Here is a 16,089-nt window from a genome sequence, read left to right on the forward strand (position 1 = left end):
CCTCCAGCGCCGCAATGTGCGCCTGCAACCGCTCATGCTCCTGCCGCTCGGCGGTGATGTCTTCAAACACGCTGATCAGGTGCTCCGGCTCACCGTTGTCGCGGCGCTGCAGCGAGGTGCGGGCGCGCACCCAGATGTATTCGCCGCTCTTGTGGCGCACGCGTTTTTCCACCTCGTAGCGTTCGGTTTCACCCGCCAGCATGCGCGCCAGCAATTGCAGGTTCAGCGCCAGGTCGTCGGCATGGGTGATGTGCTGGAAGGTCATGGCGTACAGCTCTTCGGCGCGGTAGCCGAGCATCTCGCAGAGGCTGTTGTTGACCCGCTGCCAGGTGCCGTCCGGGTCGATGTAGGCGAGGGCGCCCCAGGCCAGCTCGAAGATCGCGCGAAAGCGTTCTTCGCTGTTGCGCAGCGCCTGCTGGGCAACCTGGCGCTCGGTGTTGTCCATGCTGATGCCGACCATCTTCACCGAGCGCCCGGCGCTGTCGCGTACCACCGTGGCGCGGGAGGAAATCCAGCGCACTTCACCCTCAGGCCGGGTGATACGGAAATCACACTCGCAGCCACTGCCCTCGGCGACGGCCTGGGCGTACATTGCCTGCATGTGCGCCACGTCTTCATCCGGCAGATGGCGCCAGAAGTCTTCGTTGCGGTGCACCGGCCAGCCATACACCTGTTCGACGTTTGGCGAATAGGTGACCTCGTCGCTGATCAGGTTCCATTCCCAGGTCACGATGCGCGCACCTTCCTGGGCCAGTTTCATGCGCGTTTCGCTTTCCATGATTTCGGCGGTGTAGCGCCTGCGCAGGTCGGTCATCGGCAACTCGACCACCTGTGGCTGCTGGATGTTCTGCAAGGCTTCGTCGCCATAGCGCAGCCAGATCCAGTTGACCTTCAGAAAGTCGGCCAATTTACGCAGGTTGTCGTAGTCGATCTCCCCGCCGCGGGTCCATTTGTGCACCGCCGTGCGGGAAATACCCAGGGCCGTGCCCACGGCTTGCAGGGTCAGCTTGTGATGCTCGAGCAGTTCCTTGAGGCGAAAGGCAAAGCTGTTTTCCAACATCGGCAGGGTGTCCTGATCGGGGCCAAGAGCCTGCCAGTATACTCAAGCTGTCAACTTTTGGTTGACGGTGAAACCCGTGGGGCCGCCCTGCGGCCCCGATCGCGCGTTACAGGTCCAGCACCAGGCGTGCCGAGCGTGCCCGCGACACACACAGCATGATGCTCTGCTGGGCGGCCTTTTCGTCATCGCTCAGGTACTGGTCGAAGTGCTCGGCTTCGCCTTCCAGGATGGCGGTTTCACAGGTGCCGCAGACGCCTTCGCGGCACAGGCACTCGACCTTGGCGGCCTTGGACTTCTCGATGGCTTGAAGAATGGTCATGCCTTCTTCCACCTGCAACTCGATGCCCGACTGCGCCAGCACCACGGTGAATGCCGAACCGGTCACCGGGGCTGCGGCAAACTGCTCCCAATGCACGCGTTGCTCGGCAATGCCGGCCTTGGCGGCGCAGGCGATGACCGCATCAATCAGTGGTTTGGGGCCGCACACGTACAGGTGCGCGGACGCATCCAGGCCCGCGCACAAGGCCGCCAGGTCAAGCTTACGATCGAGGCTGTCGATGTAGAAGTGGGTATTGTCGGCATGCGGGCCGTTGGCCAACTGGGCCTGGAACGCGCCATGTTCCGGGGCGCGGAAGGCGTAGTGCAGTTCGTAGTCGGCGGCGCCGCCTTCGAGCTCGTGCAGTTGTGCCAGGAAGGGGGTAATGCCGATGCCGCCGGCAATCAGCACATGGCGGCCGGCCGCTGGGTCCAGGGCGAACAGGTTGTTGGGCGAGGAGATGGTCAGGCGGGTGCCGACCTGCACCTGCTGGTGCATGAAGGCCGAGCCGCCCTTGGATTGTTCTTCCAGGCGCACGCCAATCTGGTAGCTGCGGGTATCGCGTGGGTCGCTCATCAACGAGTAGGCGTTGCTGAACTGGCTGCCGTCGGCACCCTGCATCTGCACGATGACATGGCTGCCACCGGTGAAGGCCGGCATCGCCGCGCCATCTTCGCGGGCCAGGGTAAAGCGCTTGATCAGCGGCGTGGCCTGTTCCACTTCGGTCACGCACACGCTGAACATTTCATATTTGTTGGCCATGGTTCACCTCGACTGCCAGGGTGCGCGGCAGGCCGTGCCGCGCACCAGTACGTGCAAATGACTCAAGCGGTAGCGATCAATCGTCGAGGTGGGCCACGGCGATCAGGTTGTGGAAGTGGGCAATGCCGTGCTCGCTCATGCCGCTGCGCTCGCGGTCGGCCATGATCCGGCCCTGGCCACGGTAGCCGCGGGATTTCAGGCCCTTCTGCACGCTTTCGACCAGGCGCAGGTCTTCCGGACGGAACACTTCGCGGTACCAGTCGATCAGCTTCTGCTGCTCCTCGGTGATGTCCGTGTTGAGGAAGTAGATGTCGTAGTGCTGCAGGGTCGTTTGCGCATCCACCGGGAACTCGTAGATCACGGTCATGAAGTTGGCCCCTGGCGGCACGTTGAACATGGTGCACGGCCAGGCCCAGAAGCCGGCGAAGGACGGGTCTTTCACGCTTTCATCAAAGGTAAACGACTGCTCCGACGGTTTTGCCAGGCCGTACTGCAGGGTCCAGTTGCCATGCATGCTGTGGCTGTACTGGCCGACGTCTACCGAATCGGAGAAGCCGGGGTGGGCAGGGGCGCAGTGGTAGCACTCAAGGTAGTTGTCGACGATCGACTTCCAGTTGGCCGGGGTTTCGCTGACGAAGCGTGCGGCCAGGTGCAGGTCGTCGATCACGCCACAGGCTTCACGCATGCGCGTTTGCAGGCCCGGCAGCTGGTCTTCGACCGAGCCTGCGTCCATGTCCATGTTGATGAAGATGAAGCCTGCGTATTCTTCGACGCGCAGCTGCACCAGGGTGGAGTTCTCTTTGTCAAAGTTCACCACATTGTCGCAGTTACGGGCGTGGGCGAGCTCGCCGTCGAGCTTGAAGGTCCAGGCGTGGTACGGGCAGGTGATGACGTTCTTGGCCTTGCCGCTGCCGCTGAGCAGCTGGTGGCCGCGGTGCGGGCAGACGTTGTAGAACGCGCGCAGCACGCTGTCACGACCGCGCACCACGATGATGCTCTCGCCAATCACTTCGCGGGTGATGTAGGCATTGTTCTGCGCCACTTCGCTGCGGTGGCCGACACAGATCCAGCTGCGCGCGAAGATGGCTTCCTTCTCGTGCTCGAAAACCGAGGCCTGGGTGTAGAAGCTGGCAGGGATAGTGAACGCCTCTTCGGCGTTCGCGCAGAAATCGGCGGGCAGGCGTTTGAAGTCATTCATGACGGGATCTCACAAGCTCGGTTTATAGTTATTGGTTAACACGTATCTATTGGTTAACAAGCCGGGCAAAAAAATTTGCCGTCGTGGGGCGAGGCCGCCCCACCCAGGCCCGTTCAGTTCAACTCGTTTCAATGCGCGGCGGCGGCACTGCGCGGGGCATGCTCGGCAGGTGTTTCACCGGCCAGGCGCGCAGCCTCTTCCTCGATGCGGTAGGCCGAGACCTGGCCGTAGTCTTCGAACATCCATTTGAAGAAGCCGTAGATCTTCACCAGCAGAATCACCATGAACGGGATCGCAGTCAGCACCACGGCGGTTTTCATGGTCGACAGCGAAGCCTTGGCGAACAACATGGCCAGTGGCACCAGGGTCAGCACTACGCACCAGAACAGGCGATGGGTAGGCGTCGGGTCATCGCCTTCGCGCAGATTGCGGGTGCTGGTGGCCGCTACCGCATACGCGGCGGCGTCCATGTGCGAGGCGCAGAAGATCGCCATGATGAACAGGTACACACCCAGGAACACCTGGCCCCACGGCAAGGCCAGCAACAGGTGCGTCACGGCCGATTCGCCGCCTTGTTCACTGAGCATTTTCGGCACGTCGATGGCCCCGGTGATGAACTGGTGCATGCTGTAGCTTTCCAGCGCGCCGAAGAAGAACCAGCAACCGAAGCTGCCGCCCATCAGCAGGGCCATGACCACTTCCTTGATCTGCCGGCCGCGTGACACGCGGGTCACGAACATCGCCACGCCCAGAGCCAGTAGAACACCGTCCAGTTGCGGGTAAAGGCACCGTCGCCGGCCGGGTCGGTGAACAGGCTCATGTGCACGTAGTTCTGGATCATCAGGCCAATCGAGTTGGCCGTATTGTTAATGGTGAACTGGGTCGGGCCAACCAGCAGGATGACGGCGGCAAATACCAACGCGCCGATGCACACCATCTTGCTCAGGCGCTGCAGGCCGCCATCGATACCGATGTAGGAGCTGAGCGAAAACATCACCGCGACGGCACCGATCACCAGCAATTGCACGGTGAAGGTGTCAGGGGTGCCGGTGAGGTCATGCAGGCCGCGGGTCAAGGTCGAGGCGGTAAGTGCCAGCGATACCGTCAGGGCGCCCATCATGGTCAGCAGGAAGATCAGGTCGACGCTGCGGCCAACGGGGCCGGTGGCCTTGAAACCGGTCACCGCTTCGATGATCGAGGCCAGGTTCAGGCCGCTCTTCTTGCGCACGTGGAAGTGATAAGCCATGGCCAGTGAGGCCAGGGCATAGATCGACCAAGCGCTGACGCCCCAGTGGAAGAACGAATAGCCAATGCTGTACTCGAGCGCCTTGGGGGTGGCTGCGGCGATGTTGAGGCCGGGGGTCTGGTAGTAGTAGGCCCATTCCATCACGCCCCAGTACAGGGTCGAGGAACCCATGCCGGCGCAGATGAACATGAACACCCAGGTCGCGGTGGCGTACTCGGGTTTGCCACTGCCCAGGCGGATATTGCCGTACTTGCTGAAGGCCAGGTACAGCACGGCCAGGGTGCTACCGAACACCAGCACCTGGACACTGGTGCCAAAGGTACGGGTGGACAGTTCGAACAGCTGGTTGGCTGCGTGTTCAGCTTCGGCGGGGAACATTGCAAGGCCCAGCACCGTGAGCAGCACGGCGATCAGGCTCATGGTAATCAGGAACACATCAATCTTTTTATTCTTGTGCGACATCATCGTCTCCTGGACGTTGGCGTACTTGTTATACCCGGCAGGCATCCGGGGTGTTGCAGTACCACTCCTTCCTTGGTTGTTAACTAAAGGTTAACGCACATCTAATGGTTAACAGATTTTGCATTTAATCCGCGCCGCTCGCAAGAGGGGGGAGGGCCGATTGTCAGACACGTGTGCTAATCGGCCCGGCCGGGTCAGGCTTCGATCAAGGCCGTGATGGCCCGGCCGACTTCCTGGGTGGACTTCTGCCCGCCCATGTCGCGGGTGGTGTCACCGGCGGCAATGACCTGTTCGATGGCCGTGAGGATGTCATCGTGGGCCGCACGGTAGCGCGGGTCGGCGCCGTCGTTGCCGAGGAACTCGAGCATCAGCGCACCGGACCAGATCATCGCGATCGGGTTGGCGATGTTCTTGCCGAAGATGTCCGGTGCCGAGCCGTGTACCGGTTCGAACAGGGACGGGAACTTGCGCTCGGGGTTGAGGTTGGCCGACGGGGCGATGCCGATGGTGCCGGCGCAGGCCGGGCCGAGGTCGGACAGGATGTCGCCGAACAGGTTCGAGGCCACCACCACGTCGAAGCGGTCCGGTTGCAGGACGAAGCGGGCGCAGAGGATATCAATGTGCTGCTTGTCCCAGCTGATTTCCGGATAATTGGCAGCCATGGCCGCCGTGCGCTCGTCCCAGTACGGCATGCTCACGGCCATGCCGTTGGACTTGGTCGCCGAGGTAACGTGCTTGCGCTCGCGGGTTTGCGCGACATCGAATGCGTACTTGAGAATGCGGTCGACACCGCGGCGGGTGAACACCGATTCCTGCAGCACGAACTCGTTCTCGGTGCCTTCGAACATGCGCCCGCCCAGGGACGAGTATTCGCCTTCGGTGTTCTCGCGGATCACCACGAAGTCGATGTCACCGGGCTCGCGGCCTGCCAGCGGGCAGGGTACGCCCGGGAACAGGCGCACCGGGCGAATGTTCACGTACTGGTCGAAGTCACGGCGGAACTTGAGCAGCGAACCCCACAGGGAAATGTGGTCCGGTACCTTGTCTGGCCAGCCGACCGCGCCGAAGTAGAGGGCGTCGAAGCCCTTCAGCTGCTCGAACCAGTCGTCTGGCATCATCTTGCCGTGGGCCAGGTAGTAATCGCAGCTGGCCCACTCGAAGAATTCGAAACTGATGTCCAGGCCATGCTTGCGGGCGGCAGCCTCGACCACGCGGATGCCTTCTGGCAGCACTTCGATGCCGATGCCATCGCCAGGGATTGCTGCAATTCTGAATGTCTTGCTCATGGGGGCGCACTCGTTGTCTAGGGAACAGGTGCGGGCCATGCTATAAGGCCTTGAATCGGAGATAATCTAGCCATTCATGGATTCTTGGAACACGAAGTGTGAATAATCTGCCAAACCTCGACGACCTCAATATCTTCCTTCTGGTGGCCAAACGCGCCAGCTTTGCTGCGGTGGCCGACGAGTTGGGCATGTCGGCGGCGTACATCAGCAAACGCATTCGCCTGCTTGAGCAAAACCTCGAGGTGCGCTTGTTGCACCGCACCACCCGGCGGGTGACGGTCAGCGAGGAGGGCGAGCGGGTGTACCAGTGGGCGCTGCAGATTTTCGATGCGGTGCAGCGCATGGGGGATGACATCAGCGCCCAGCACCGCGAACCGGCGGGGCAACTGCGCATTGCCAGCAGTTTGGGCCTGGGTCGGCGATTTGTGGCGCCGGCCTTGTCGGAGCTGGCCGAGCGCTACCCACGTCTGGATATTCGCCTGGATGTGCATGACCGCCTGGTGGACTTGATCGAAGAGGGGGTCGACCTGGACATCCGCGTGGGCAATACCATTGCGCCCAACCTGATCGCCAAGCGCCTGGCCAGGAACCGCCGGGTACTCTGTGCCGCGCCCGGCTACCTGGCGCGCCACGGCACGCCGAAAGTGCTGGCCGACCTGGGCAGCCATGACTGCCTGGTGATCAAGGAACGTGACCACCCGTTTGGTATCTGGCAGCTGGAGGGCCCTGATGGCGAAGAGAGCGTGCGGGTGACCGGGGGCTTGTCGAGCAACCACGGCGAGGTGGCCCACCAGTGGTGCCTGGATGGGCGCGGGATCTTGCTGCGGTCCTGGTGGGATGTGCACGACAGCTTGCTGGATGGGCGGCTGGTGCAGGTGTTGGCGGACTATCACCAGCCGGCGGATATCTGGGCCGTGTACACCTCGCCACTGGCCAGCTCGGCCAAGGTGCGGGTGGCGGTTGAGTTCTTCCGGCGGTATTTTGCCGAGCGGTATAGCTTGCCGGAGTAGGGGGTGGGGCTGGGGCATGCCTTGGTTTTTTTAGCGGCTGGGAGAACCAAGGCATGCACCCGCCCCCCCATCGCCCTTACCTGACAGGCACCCGGCTAACCGCCTTGATTTCCCGCAAGGCCAAGCTCGACTGAATCGAAGCAATGCCCGGTTGCCGACGCAACACCTCCTCGACAAAGCGCCCATAGCTCTCCAGGTCGGTCGCCAGCACCGTCAGCACATAGTCAGCCTCACCCGTCACCTTGTGGCACGACAACACCTGCGGCAGCTTCAAGATCACCTGCTCGAAGTCATCAGGCGCTTCGGCCGAATGGTTGCCAAAGCGCACCTGGGCAAACGCCATGACGTCATACCCCAGTTTCTTGCGGTCCAGGTTGGCCTGGTAGTCCTTGATCAGCCCCAGCTCCTCCAGGCGCTTGCGCCGGCGCCAGCAGGGCGTGACGGTCATCGACAGGCGCTCGCCCAGGGCGGCGCTGGACAAGGTGCCGTCTTCCTGCAGCAAGCGCAGCAGCTCGCGGTCTACCTCGTCCAGTTCTTCGTAAGCAAAAGCTTTGCTCATCTTGTGGCTACCGGCTGAATATTTTGCTCAAGCATCCGGTTTGCCTGAGCATAAAGCAAAGCATTTTCACCGCTCTCTCGCGAAAATTGGTTATCCGATAACACCTTGAAAAAGGACATTCGCGTGCTGACAGTCTTTAGCCACAAACATCGCTTGCACCATGGCTCCGAGCTCAAGGACGGGGCGATCACACCCTCATTCGAAAACCCCCAGCGTGCCGACACGGTGCTGGCTCGGGTCCAGGCCACGGGCCTGGGCGATGTCATCGCCGAGCAGGCCTTTGACCGTGCCTGCTACATCGCGGCGCACAGCGAGCGCTACGTGAGCTTTCTGGAAAATGCCTGGGCAGAATGGACGGCCACCGGCAAGACCCATGATGCGCTCCCGCTGGTATGGCCGGTGCGTGACCTGGCCATCGACCGAGAACCGGGCTTCATCGACGGCAAGCTGGGCTTCTACGCCATGGACGCCGGCGCGCCGATTACCGGCGGCACCTGGGAGGCCGTGCGCAGCAGCGCCAACGTGGCCCTGACCGGCATGCAACGGGTCATCGATGGCGCGCACAGCGCCTTCGCCTTGTGTCGCCCACCCGGGCACCATGCGGCCCGTGAGTACATGGGCGGCTACTGCTACCTCAACAATGCCGCCATTGCCGCCGAACGCTGCCTGAGCCAGGGCGCGCAGCGGGTGGCCGTGCTGGACGTGGACTTTCACCACGGCAACGGCACGCAGAACATCTTCTACGACCGCCCCGACGTGTTCTTCGCGTCGATCCACGGTGACCCGCACTTCTGCTACCCGTACTTCTCCGGCTATGCCCACGAACAGGGCTCGGGGGCGGGCGAGGGCTTCACTGCCAACTACCCGCTGAACAAGGGCACCGCCTGGGCGCAGTATCGGCAGGCCTTGCAGGAGGCGCTCAAGCGCATTGTCGCGCACCAGCCCGACTTTCTCGTCGTATCCCTTGGCGTCGATACCTTCGAGGACGACCCGATCAGCCACTTCAAGCTCACCAGCGAAGACTTCCTGCGCCTGGGCGCCGAGATCGCCCGTGCGGGGATCCCGACGCTGTTCGTGATGGAGGGCGGCTACATGGTCGACGAAATCGGCATCAATGCCGTGAACACCCTGCAAGGTTTCGAAAGCGCCTGTAGATAGCACGTGCAAATAGCACCGGGGCAAGGCCTGTGCGGGCCTTGCCCCTGGCACCCATTCCAACAATAAAAAGAGGTCGCTCATGCAAGACATGTCCGCAAGCCTTGAGCAAAGCAAACCTGCAGATTCGCCCCGTGACGGGCACCTGAAACGTACGCTGGAAAACCGCCACATCCAGTTGATTTCTATCGGTGGCGCCATCGGCACCGGCTTGTTCATGGGGTCGGGCAAGGTCATCGCGTTGTCCGGCACCTCCATCCTGCTGGTCTACGCGATCCTTGGGTTCTTCGTGTTCTTCGTCATGCGGGCGATGGGCGAACTGCTGTTATCCGACCTGCGTTTCAAATCTTTCGCAGACATCGTCGCCCATTACCTGGGGCCGCGCGCAGGCTTCGTGCTGAGCTGGTCGTACTGGTTGAGCTGGAGTGTGGCGGTGGTCGGTGACGTGGTGGTCGTGGCCGGGTTCTTCCAGTACTGGTATGCGGACGTGCCCGCCTGGATACCGGCGTTCCTCACCCTGTTCGTGCTGCTGGGCCTGAACATGCTGGCGGTGCGAATCTTCGGCGAAGTGGAGTTCTGGTTCGGGATCATCAAGATCGTCGCCATCGTCCTGCTGATCATCACTGCAGCCGTGATGATCGCCACCGCCTATGTATCACCCAATGGGGTGGTCGCCTCGCTTGCCAATGTGGTGGCGCCAGGCGCGGTGCTGCCCCATGGCATCAGCGGCTTTTTTGCAGGGTTCCAGATTGCCGTGTTTTCCTTCGCCGGCACCGAGCTGATCGGTACCACTGCGGCCGAGGCAAAGAACCCGCACCGCTCGCTGCCCAAGGCCATCAACACCATTCCCTTGCGCATCCTGCTGTTCTACATCCTGGCGCTGGTGTGCATCATCAGCGTGGTTTCGTGGGCAGAAGTACCGGCCAACCGCAGCCCCTTCGTCGAGCTGTTCCTGCTGGCCGGCTTCCCGGCTGCGGCCGGCATGCTCAATTTCGTGGTGCTGACCTCGGCGGCGTCCTCAGCCAACAGCGGCGTCTATTCCGGGTGCCGGATGCTCTTCGGCCTCGCCGAGCGGCGTAACGCACCGGCCATCTTCGCCAGGCTTTCGGCACTCAGCGTGCCGGTGTACAGCTTGCTGTTCTCCGGGGTGTGCATGCTGACCGGGTTGGCCTTGCTGTTCATCATCCCCGAGGTGATGACGGTGTTCACGCTGATCTCGACCATCTCGGCGATCCTGGTGATCTTCACCTGGTCGATGATTCTTGCCGCGTACCTCGCCTACCGCAAGCGCAACCCGGCCGCGCACCAGGCGTCGACGTTCAAGCTGCCAGGTGGCGTGCCCATGGCCGTCACGTCGCTGGTTTTCCTCGGCTTCGTGCTGGTGTTGCTGGCCCTGGAGCCGGATACGCGGATGGCGCTGTGCGTGATGCCGTTGTGGTTCGTCTTCCTGCTGCTGGCCTATCGCCGGCGCACGGCTTAGCGCCCCTTGGCCAGGTAGGCGGCATACTCCTCATCCGGCACCATGCTGCCACCGGTGCCCCACACCAGGTGCGTGGCATTGGCCATGCGCTGCGCCGTCAGCCCCCTGCGCGCCAGGTACTGCGGCGCTTGCAGTACCTGCAGCATGCCGGGCATGCCGGCCAGCGCCGAGGGCTCCAGCCGTACCTGCTCCAGGTCATGGGTCTGTACCAACAGTTGGTACAGACGCTCGTCCGTTACCGTGTAGTAGCCATCCAGCAGGCGTTGCATGGCCTTGCCGACAAAACCGGAAGGGCGGCCCACCGCCAGGCCGTCGGCGGCGGTGACGTTGTCGATACCGAAGTCCTGCACGCTGGTCTGGTCATGCAGGCCGGTGTAAACGCCAAGGAACATGCAGGGCGAATGGGTCGGCTCGGCGAAGAGGCAGTGCACATGGTCGCCAAACACCAGCTTCAAGCCAAACGCCACTCCGCCAGGCCCGCCGCCCACGCCGCAGGGCAGGTAGACGAACAGCGGGTGCTCGGCGTCGACCTTGATACCGGCGGCCTTGAATTGGCCCAGCAAGCGTTCGGCTGCCACGGCATAACCGAGGAACAGGTGCGGCGAGTTTTCGTCATCGACGAAGTAGCACGCAGGGTCTGCCGCGGCCTGCTGGCGGCCTTGCTCCACCGCAACGCTGTAGTCGGACGGGTACTCGACCACGTTCACGCCGTTGGCGCGCAGCTTGTCCTTCTTCCACTGCCGCGCATCGGAAGACATGTGCACCGTGGCCTGGAAGCCCAGCCGGGCACTCATGATTCCGATCGACAGGCCCAGGTTACCGGTCGAGCCGACGGCCACCTTGTACTGGCTGAAGAACTGCCGGGCTGGGTCGCTGGCCAGTACCCGGTAATCGCTGCCCAGGGTGATCAGGCCGGCCGCCAGCGCCAGGTCTTCGGCATGCTTGAGCACTTCGTGGATGCCGCCGCGGGCCTTGATCGAGCCAGAGATGGGTAGCTCGCTGTCGGCCTTGAGCCAGAGTGAGCCGCTGGGCGCGAGGCCGGCTGCTTGCTGCAAGGCGTGTTGCAAAGTTGGCAGCGGGCGAATCGGTGATTCGATGATGCCGCCAGAGGCGGCGGTGTCTGGGAACACCGTGGCCAGGTACGGAGCGAAGCGCAGCAGCCGGGCACTGGCTGCGTGCACGTCGGCGGCAGTCAGGCCGACGTCTTCCAAGGCCTCTGCGGTTGGCGCGATGCCAGGGTTGAACCAGCAGGTTTCGCGCAGTGCCACCAGGTCCTCGACCAAGGGGTGGGAGGCGTACCAGGCGTCTAGTGTTTTGCCGTGAATCATTCCATTGCTCCTGTGGTGTTGCTGTCTGGGAACTGCATATACCTCCCGGTATATGGACAGCCCGCTGCCTGCCGAATAGCTTAACCGTCGACGGGGCGCACCTTGCATGCGCGATAAAAACAATTACGCCCCCGTGTCTTTCAGTCCTGCCAACCCTATAACGCTTACAAGAATGAGGCGGCAAATGGAAAACATCGGCACCTATGTCATCTACGTCATCATGGTGTGCGCGGTACTGGGCGCCGTGGCATCCATCTACAACCCAGAAGGTGAACTGGGCCAGGAATTCATCGCCGGCCTGCACAGCATTGGCCCGATCTTCATCCCCGTGGCCGGCATCATGGCAGCAATCCCGTACATATCCGCAGGCATCAGCCAGCTCATCGCGCCGCTGTTTCAGGCCATTGGCGCCGACCCCGCGATTGCCGGGCCGATCTTCATCGCCTCGGACATGGGCGGCTACCAGCTGGCCAAGGCCATGGCGCAAAGCCCCGAGGGCTGGATCCTGGGCCTGATCACCGGCTTCCAGTGCGGCTCCACGATCATCTTCGTGATCCCGGTGGGGCTGGCCATGCTGCGCAAGGTCGACCACAAGTACATGGCCTTGGGGATCATGGCCGGCTTGTTGACCATTCCCGTCAGCATCATGGTAATCGCCATGACCATGCAACTGCTCGGCCTGGAGGTGCGGCCGGACATCGCCACCACCGGCGCGGCCACCCAGGCGCTGCATTTCACCTGGCCGATGCTGGTGCGCAACCTGATGCCGTTGATTCTGTTCTGCATCGTGCTGGCCGCCGCGCTGCGCTACTTCCCGACGCTGATGGTGTACCTGTTCCTCAAGCTCGGTCAGTTCATGTATATCGGTGTGGTGCTGGTGCTGGTGGCCTCCATCGTCCAGTACTTCACCGGCTTTTTCAGCGCTGTGTTCGGTAGCTGGGGCTTCGCCCCGATCATCGCCGATGCCGACGACCAGTTCCGCGCGCTGGAAATTGCCGGCTACGTTGGCCTGATGCTGTGTGGGGCGTTCCCGATGGTGCACCTGCTCAAGCGCTTTCTGGCACGGCCCATCGAGCGGGTCGCCTCGCGGTTCGGCATGTCCGGGGTCGGCGCCGCCGGGGTGCTGGCCGCCTCGGCCAACATTCTGGCCATGTTCAGGCTGGTGAGCGAGATGCCGCCCAAGGACAAGGTGCTGGTGATCGCCTTCTCGGTGTGCGCCGCCTTCACCTTCGGCGACCACATGGCCTTCTCCGCCAACTTCCAGCCCTCGCTGATTCTGCCGCTGATCATCGGCAAGCTCAGCGGTGGCCTGTTCGCCATGCTGCTCGCCAGTTGGCTGGCCGTACCCAAGGCTGTGGAGATGGGGCGCGAGGACGAGGCCGCCAGTGCCTACAAGGTGGCTGCCGAACCGTCCTGACCGAAAAACGTCGCCGACATGATCCGGAGCGCCCAGGGCGCCCCGGATTTTGTGCTTTTTGCGGTGCAGGGCGGTAAGTTGCCCAGGGGCTTGTGTGCACGACAGCGGGGTGAGTGATGACATTGGAAGAAGCGAACAGGCTGGCGGCGGTGATCGATGCGATCGGCACGGACGCTTTGGGGCCGGCCATCGATGCGCTCTTGCGCGCAAAGCTGGCATTCGAGATGAGCTGTGGTTATCTGTTCAAGTTCAACCAGCATGCGCTGCTGGTGCATAACGGCTACAACGATTCGGTGTCAGAGCGCACCCTGAACGCCTACGTGCGGGGCGGTTACCTGCTCGACCCGTTCTATGTTGCCTGCGTCAACGAGCACCCGGGCGGGCTCTGGCGCATGAGCGAGCTGGCGCCCGACAGTTTCTATGCTTCAGGCTTCTCCATCTCCAAGGACATCCACCCGTGCGTGTCGTCCGACTACGGCACCTCGGTGGAGGAGGTGGGCTTCATCATTGCGCTGCGGCCTCAGGTGGCCGTCGTCTACTCGCTGATGCGCAACCTCAGCAGCGGCAGCTTCAGCGAAGACGACATGCAGGTGCTGGCTGCCATGGCGCCCGTGCTGGCCTCGGTGCTGGGCCAGCATTGTCGGCTGCGCTACGCCGATTACCTGCGCGATGCGCCTGCCGAGGGCGGGGTGCTGGAAGATGCCTTTGTCGAGATTTTGCAGGGGCAGTTGACCGAGACCCAGCGCTACATCGCCAAGTTGCTGTTGCAGGGGCACAGCAATGCGTCGATTGCCAGGCAACTGAACATCTCGGATGGCACGGTGAAAGTGCACAAGCACAATATCTACCAGCGGCTGGAGATTTCCACCAACGCCGAACTGTTTCGCCTGTTCATCGATTACCTGGCCAGGGCCTGAACGCCTGAAACGCACAACGCCCGAGGGGCTGCCTCGGGCGTTGTGCCAAGCCGTTGCGGCTTACTTGAACAGCGGGCTGAGGTGCTCGCTCAGGTAGATACCCTGGGGGTCGAGCTGGCGGCGCAGGTTGCGAAAATCCTGGGCACGGGGGTAGAGGGCACTGACGTCGTCACCGGTCAGAAAGTGCAGCTTGCCCCAGTGCGGCCGAGCGCCGTATGCGCGCAGGATCTGGTCGACCGCCCGCAGGTAGTCCCAGTAGTCGGTGCCCGGCTGGCCAGACACCGAAATGGTCACGCTGTCCTGCTCGAAGAACGGGCTCATCCAGGCGCCGTCGCCGGCGGTGAAGCGGTACTCGATGGGGTAGATCGCCTCGGGGAAGTCCTCGAGCATCAGCTTGCGCACCGCCCGCAAGGCTTCCTTGCTGTGCCGGAGGGGCACGGCATATTCCAGTTCATGGAAGTTGGGCAAGTACTCGATCGGATACACGTCCGAGCTGTAGGCGACTTTCTCGAATTCGCTTTCCCAGGCCGGGCGGTCGGTGATGTCCATGACTTTCACCTCGCACACATCGGTGGTGCGCCCACTGGTGGAGGTTGCCGCCGTGTCCGGCAGGCAGTAGCAGTGCCGGCTCTGCTCGTAGGGGCACCAGAAGAAGCTGAAGTGGCGGTGCGTGCGCGCCAGTTCATCGTGCTTGTCCATCACGCTTTCGAAGTCTTCACGCCAGATGCGTTCGTGCAGGTTGAAGCTGTCGGTCACCTGCAAGGTCAGCTCCGACACGATCCCCAGCACGCCCAGCGATACTCGGCCCGCCTGCAGCAGGTCGGGCGTGCTTTCATCCACCACGATGATCTCACCGTTGGGTTGAACCAGCTTCAGACCAACGATCGACGAGGCCAGGTTGCCCAGGGTCAGGCCGGTGCCGTGGGTGCCTGTGGTCAGGGCGCCGGCGATCGACTGGCTGTCGATGTCGCCCTGGTTGACCATCGACAGGCCGGCCGCCCGCAGCGCCTTGCCGAAGGCGTTGATGGTGGTGCCGGCGGCTGCGGTGACGCGCTTTTTCTCAGGGTCGATGTGGCGCACACCGCTCATGTTGCCCAGCGACAGGTGCAGGCCGTTGGTCAGCGCCACCGGGGTAAACGAATGCCCGGAACCCGCCACGCGCACGTTCATGCCATTGGCGCTCGCCTGGCTGACCAGGGTGCACAGCTCGTCTTCGCTGGAGGGGGCGCCACGTGCCGCGCGGATACACGACTGGTTGCCCGCCCAGTTGCGCCAGTGCGCCTGGTCGAGCCCGAACTCGTTGATGTGCATGTTGTTCGATAAGGTGCTCACGTTGCTCTCCTGCCCATTATTATTGTGATCAGATGGCGGTGTAGCCGTTGTCGGCAAACAGGTGGGTGCCGTTGACGAAACTGGCATCGTCGCTGGCCAGGAACAAGGCCGCGGTGGCCACCTCCGAGGGTTGGCACAAGCGCCCCTGGGCGGCGGCGATCGCGTGTTCGCTGACATCCACCCCGTGCTTGCGCAGCATGTCGATTTCGCGCAGGCCGTGGTCGGTGGCGATGAAGCCCGGGCAGATCGCGTTGGCACGGATGCCGCGGTCGCGGAACTCCACGGCGATGGCCCTGGCGAACATGTGCGTGGCGCCTTTGCTGGTGCAATACAGCACCTCCATGGGCGTGCCCACCACCGCCGAAATCGACGACGTGCAGACGATGCTGCCACCGCCCGCCGAGAGCATGCGCGGCAATACCGCCTTGGTGACCAGGAACATGCTTTTCACGTTCACGGCCATGATCCGGTCCCACTCTTCTTCGCTGGTTTCCAGGAAGGGCATGGCGGCCAGGATGCCGGCGTGGTTGAGCAACACGGTGATTGGCCCGAACGCTTGTT

General features: G+C 62.7%; 13 protein-coding genes and 1 pseudogene. 5 read left to right on the forward strand and 9 right to left on the reverse strand.

Features of this window, described 5'->3' with window-relative positions; translation table 11 throughout:
- The 5 genes and pseudogenes from NP534_RS19820 to NP534_RS19840 form a co-directional block, all read right to left on the reverse strand.
- Positions 1-1,060 (reverse strand): PAS domain S-box protein (locus NP534_RS19820; RefSeq protein ID WP_274099820.1); only part of this gene is annotated, 1,060 nt, incomplete at its 3' end.
- Positions 1,061-1,166: 106 nt separating this feature from the next.
- On the reverse strand, positions 1,167-2,138 hold the full coding sequence (locus NP534_RS19825) for a PDR/VanB family oxidoreductase (protein ID WP_186659926.1): 972 nt from the start codon (positions 2,136-2,138) through the stop codon (positions 1,167-1,169).
- 76 nt (positions 2,139-2,214) lie between these two features.
- Positions 2,215-3,336: an aromatic ring-hydroxylating oxygenase subunit alpha gene (locus NP534_RS19830; protein WP_274099821.1), complete on the reverse strand. Its 1,122-nt coding sequence runs from the start codon at positions 3,334-3,336 to the stop codon at positions 2,215-2,217.
- Positions 3,337-3,464: 128 nt separating this feature from the next.
- A pseudogene (locus NP534_RS19835) lies at positions 3,465-5,089 on the reverse strand (BCCT family transporter).
- A gap of 149 nt (positions 5,090-5,238) precedes the next feature.
- Positions 5,239-6,330: a tartrate dehydrogenase gene (locus NP534_RS19840; protein ID WP_033698759.1), complete on the reverse strand. Its 1,092-nt coding sequence runs from the start codon at positions 6,328-6,330 to the stop codon at positions 5,239-5,241.
- 98 nt (positions 6,331-6,428) lie between these two features.
- Here NP534_RS19840 and NP534_RS19845 point away from each other — a divergent pair, with 98 nt between their 5' ends.
- Positions 6,429-7,340, forward strand: coding sequence for a LysR substrate-binding domain-containing protein (locus tag NP534_RS19845; protein WP_033698758.1), 912 nt, complete (start codon positions 6,429-6,431; stop codon positions 7,338-7,340).
- A 76-nt stretch (positions 7,341-7,416) separates the two neighbouring features.
- On the opposite strand, the gene NP534_RS19850 is transcribed toward NP534_RS19845, so the two are convergent.
- Positions 7,417-7,899, reverse strand: a complete 483-nt coding sequence (locus NP534_RS19850) for an Lrp/AsnC family transcriptional regulator (protein WP_033698757.1) — start codon at positions 7,897-7,899, stop codon at positions 7,417-7,419.
- A 123-nt stretch (positions 7,900-8,022) separates the two neighbouring features.
- Between NP534_RS19850 and NP534_RS19855 the strand changes: the two genes are divergently transcribed.
- The gene (locus tag NP534_RS19855; protein WP_274099822.1) at positions 8,023-9,057 is read left to right on the forward strand and encodes a histone deacetylase family protein; all 1,035 of its coding nucleotides are present in this window, start codon (positions 8,023-8,025) and stop codon (positions 9,055-9,057) included.
- A gap of 79 nt (positions 9,058-9,136) precedes the next feature.
- A complete protein-coding gene (locus NP534_RS19860; RefSeq protein WP_274099823.1) occupies positions 9,137-10,534 on the forward strand; it encodes an amino acid permease in 1,398 nt (465 codons plus the stop codon).
- Here the strand turns inward: NP534_RS19860 and NP534_RS19865 are convergent.
- Positions 10,531-11,862 carry a D-serine ammonia-lyase gene (locus NP534_RS19865; protein ID WP_274099824.1) on the reverse strand — a complete coding sequence of 444 codons (1,332 nt, stop codon included), beginning with the start codon at positions 11,860-11,862 and terminating at the stop codon, positions 10,531-10,533. The genes NP534_RS19860 and NP534_RS19865 overlap by 4 nt on opposite strands.
- 184 nt (positions 11,863-12,046) lie before the next feature.
- Here NP534_RS19865 and eutH point away from each other — a divergent pair, with 184 nt between their 5' ends.
- Together eutH and NP534_RS19875 are read left to right on the forward strand one after the other, a co-directional pair.
- Entirely contained in the window at positions 12,047-13,279 is a 1,233-nt protein-coding gene (gene eutH / locus NP534_RS19870) for an ethanolamine utilization protein EutH (protein ID WP_274099825.1), read from the forward strand.
- 116 nt (positions 13,280-13,395) lie between these two features.
- Positions 13,396-14,196, forward strand: a complete 801-nt coding sequence (locus NP534_RS19875; RefSeq protein ID WP_274099826.1) for a helix-turn-helix domain-containing protein — start codon at positions 13,396-13,398, stop codon at positions 14,194-14,196.
- Positions 14,197-14,256: 60 nt separating this feature from the next.
- Here the strand turns inward: NP534_RS19875 and NP534_RS19880 are convergent, their stop codons facing one another.
- Together NP534_RS19880 and NP534_RS19885 are read right to left on the reverse strand one after the other, a co-directional pair.
- Complete coding sequence (locus NP534_RS19880) at positions 14,257-15,528, reverse strand: D-arabinono-1,4-lactone oxidase (protein WP_274099827.1); 1,272 nt, start codon at positions 15,526-15,528, stop codon at positions 14,257-14,259.
- A 28-nt stretch (positions 15,529-15,556) separates the two neighbouring features.
- On the reverse strand, positions 15,557-16,089 hold a 533-nt coding region (locus NP534_RS19885; protein ID WP_274099828.1), incomplete at its 5' end, for an SDR family NAD(P)-dependent oxidoreductase.

The organism is Pseudomonas sp. 39004, assembly GCF_028682155.1.
Lineage (GTDB): Bacteria > Pseudomonadota > Gammaproteobacteria > Pseudomonadales > Pseudomonadaceae > Aquipseudomonas > Aquipseudomonas capeferrum.